The organism is Accumulibacter sp., from assembly GCF_031732815.1.
Lineage (GTDB): Bacteria > Pseudomonadota > Gammaproteobacteria > Burkholderiales > Rhodocyclaceae > Accumulibacter.
This window is the reverse complement of record NZ_JAVMKF010000249.1, coordinates 1-3024: the sequence shown is the minus strand read 5'-3', so window position 1 is coordinate 3024 and position 3024 is coordinate 1. Positions and strand designations below refer to the sequence as shown.

Below are 3024 nucleotides of genomic sequence, written 5' to 3'. Positions count from 1 at the left end.
GAGAACCAGTCGACGTTCGGGAACATCGCCTTCTGTTCCCACATCACGGACTCGATGCGGCTGGCAATGTCGAACAGCACCAGGTTGTCGCCGTCCGCGCACAACTGCTCGGCAACCGAACGAATGACCTTGTGCCGGGGATCGGCAATCGTATAGACCGGGTGACCAAAACCAATAATGATTTCACGGTTGTCCAGGCGCCGACGAATGTCGTGTTCGGCGTGCGCCGCATCGTTGTAGCGACTCTGGATCTCGAAAGCCACTTCGTTTGCGCCGCCGTGCAGGCGACCGCTGAGCGCGCCGATCGCCCCGCCGATCGCGGCGTACATGTCGGCGCCGGTGCCGGTGACCGTGCGCGCGGCAAAGGTTGACGCGTTGAACTCGTGCTCGGCATACAGGATCAGCGACTTGTCCAGGCAGCGCGCATGCAGCGCCGTCGGCGGCTTGCCGCGCAACAGGTGAAGGAAATGCGCCGCAATCGAATCGTCATCGGTCTCGGTGTCGATCCGACGCCCATTGTGCGACCAGTGATACCAGTAAAGCAGCATCGAGCCGAAGCCGGCGATCAGCCGGTCGGCAATTTCGCGCGCGCCGCCCGGATTGTGATCCTGCGCCTCGGGCAGAATCGTGCCGAGCGCCGAACAGCCGCTGCGCAGGACGTCCATCGGATGCGCCGACGCCGGCAGGTTTTCCAGCATCGGCCGGAGCATGACCGGCAGCCCGCGCAGGGTCTTGAGCTTTTTCTTGTACTGATTGAGCTGGGTGAGATTGGGTAGACGCCCGTAAAGCAGCAGGTAGGCAACCTCCTCGAAAGTGGCTTGCTCGGCGAGCGCGATGACGTCGTAGCCACGGTAATAGAGATCGTTGCCGGCACTACCAACCGAACAGATCGCCGTATCGGCGGCAACCACGCCGGACAATGCGACCGACTTCTTTATCCTCGGTGACTTCCCTTCAGGCAGTTCATCCATCGTTGTCTCCTCCGTCATGCATGCAGGACGGTCACGGCGGCGCTGGGCGCCTTGGCGGCCGAGCAAGACGGATGAGTATTCCGGGTCTTGCCGCCGGCGTCAACCGGCCGGAGGCGTTCAGTCCGGGCAGCGAACGACTTCTGCCCAGCAGCCGGGCGTTTCGTAGAGGCGCACGCGGGCGAGACGCAAGTGATTGCCGTAGGTATCTCGATACGCCGCGTCGAGGATGACGAAGGCCTGTTGCGCCAGGTTTTCGACAGTCGGCACGCAGTCAAGCAGAACCGTTTTGTGATCCGCCAGCGTACGTAGAAAGTCGACCACCGGGCGGTCGTCGGTGTAGGCCAGGAAGGCGTGGTCCCAAGCCTCGACCAGGTGCTGCATAGCCAGCGCCTTCACTTCGGAAAAGTCCATCAGCATGCCGTTCGCCGAGTCTCCCGGCTGCTCGATGACCTCGCCCGCCAGGGTGATCTCAAGCGCGTAGCGATGGCCGTGCAGATGACGGCACTGGCTCTTGTGGTCGGGAATACGGTGGCCGGCGTCGAACTCGAGGCGGCGGGTAATGAACATCGGGAGAGCCGACAAAGATGCGATTATAGCACTCCGGTTTCGCGCTCTCCCGCGCTGCCCGGCGAGCGCTAGGCGGCGGCGACCGTCGCTTCATCGGCGCGCTGCTCGCCCCGGTTGTCCGACCATGCGACGCGCACGCGATCGCCCGGTTGGAGTCCCTTGCTCTGGAAGACGAACAGCGGATTGCGCGCAATCGAGGTATTGAGTTGGGCGTTGATCAGCACCTTGCCGTGCGCGCTGACCGTGAACGTGGTAATGAAATGCGCCGGAATCTTCTGTCCGCTCGCCTGATCCCGGCGCAGGCCGGTTTCCATCGGATGCTGCAGCAGGATGCGAATCTCGGTACTTTCGCCCTGCTGCACGGCGCGGATCTTGATCGGTTCAGGCATCGCTGCGCGCAGTCGTCAAGCGCCGCACCCGCCCAGCGTCACGCGCACCTCGCGACTGGCGTGATACGTTTTGCCGTCGCCCGCCCGGACGACGACACGGATGCGTGAGGACTCGGCCATCTTCAACTGCAGGCGAACGCGCGGCAGAACCCCCTCGGCGAAACTCAGGCTGGCCGCCAGCGGCATCGGGTTGCGCTCGACCAGAACGGCAATCGATTGCGTATCGGGGATCGAACTGATGACTTCGCAGGGGACCAGCGCGCCGTTTTCCGAGATCTCGACGCTCTTGATCACGATTGCGCCGCTTTCGGCCGAAGCCGCGGCACCGATTGCCTTGAGCGCTTCCGGCAGACTGGTGGCGGCAAAGCCGCTGCGGCCCCATTCGGCCGCCAGCACACGCGTCGGTTTCAGCAGCCCGGCGGCGCACAGTGCGCCGACGGCTGCGCTGGCGGCTGTCGACTTGATCAGCAAACGGCGCAGTCGATCGTTGCCGGTGCAGCGGGCCGACATCCCGCTAGCCTGCCGTCCAGGTGCCTGAACGACCGCCACTCTTGGTCAGCAGGCGGACGCCCTCGATCCGCATGCCGCGGTCGACTGCCTTGCACATGTCGTAGATCGTGAGGAGAGCGACGCTCACCGCGCACAGCGCTTCCATCTCGACACCAGTGCGCGCCAGGCACTCGGTCGTCACGCGGCAAGTAATGGCGTTTCCGGCTCGGTCGAGGTCGAAATCGACCGACACCCGGGTCAGCGGGATCGGATGGCACAGCGGAATCAGTTCGGCTGTCCGCTTGCTCGCCTGGATTGCCGCGATGCGCGCCACGCCGAGAACATCGCCCTTGCTCGCCGAGCCTTCGCTGATCAGTTGCAGCGTTGCCGCCTGCATCACGATGCTGCCGCTCGCCTGCGCTTGCCGCAAGCTTTCCGCCTTGCCGCCGACGTCGACCATATGCGCCTGGCCTTGCGAGTTGAAATGGGTCAGAGAATCGGCGGACATCGGCACCTGCAAGCGCGATCGACGGACAAACGGTGTATTTGGTGGAGCGGGAACGAGGCAAAGCCAAGGTAACCCAAGGCAACTCTGAAGGTGCCGGCGG

The 3024-nt window shown here is 64.0% G+C and carries 5 protein-coding genes; all 5 read right to left on the bottom strand.

All coding sequences use genetic code 11. From position 1 onward, the window contains the following. Positions 1-971: citrate/2-methylcitrate synthase (locus RKP46_RS15030; RefSeq protein WP_311107385.1), on the bottom strand; the 971-nt coding region annotated here is incomplete at its 3' end. Positions 972-1088: 117 nt separating this feature from the next. Further along, complete coding sequence (queD, locus tag RKP46_RS15025) at positions 1089-1538, bottom strand: 6-carboxytetrahydropterin synthase QueD (protein ID WP_311107384.1); 450 nt, start codon at positions 1536-1538, stop codon at positions 1089-1091. 68 nt (positions 1539-1606) lie between these two features. Beyond that, on the bottom strand, positions 1607-1927 hold the full coding sequence (soxZ, locus tag RKP46_RS15020; protein WP_311107383.1) for a thiosulfate oxidation carrier complex protein SoxZ: 321 nt from the start codon (positions 1925-1927) through the stop codon (positions 1607-1609). Positions 1928-1942: 15 nt separating this feature from the next. Further along, positions 1943-2437, bottom strand: a complete 495-nt coding sequence (gene soxY / locus RKP46_RS15015) for a thiosulfate oxidation carrier protein SoxY (RefSeq protein WP_311107382.1) — start codon at positions 2435-2437, stop codon at positions 1943-1945. 4 nt (positions 2438-2441) lie between these two features. Then, a complete protein-coding gene (gene moaC / locus RKP46_RS15010) occupies positions 2442-2924 on the bottom strand; it encodes a cyclic pyranopterin monophosphate synthase MoaC (RefSeq protein ID WP_311107381.1) in 483 nt (160 codons plus the stop codon). Positions 2925-3024: the final 100 nt, after the last annotated feature.

Coding starts and splice junctions, on each gene's coding strand:
- soxY (WP_311107382.1), bottom strand. CDS start 2,437: ATGTCGGCCCGCTGCACCGGCAACGATCGACTGCGCCGTTTGCTGATC.
- moaC (WP_311107381.1), bottom strand. CDS start 2,924: ATGTCCGCCGATTCTCTGACCCATTTCAACTCGCAAGGCCAGGCGCAT.
- queD (WP_311107384.1), bottom strand. CDS start 1,538: ATGTTCATTACCCGCCGCCTCGAGTTCGACGCCGGCCACCGTATTCCC.
- soxZ (WP_311107383.1), bottom strand. CDS start 1,927: ATGCCTGAACCGATCAAGATCCGCGCCGTGCAGCAGGGCGAAAGTACC.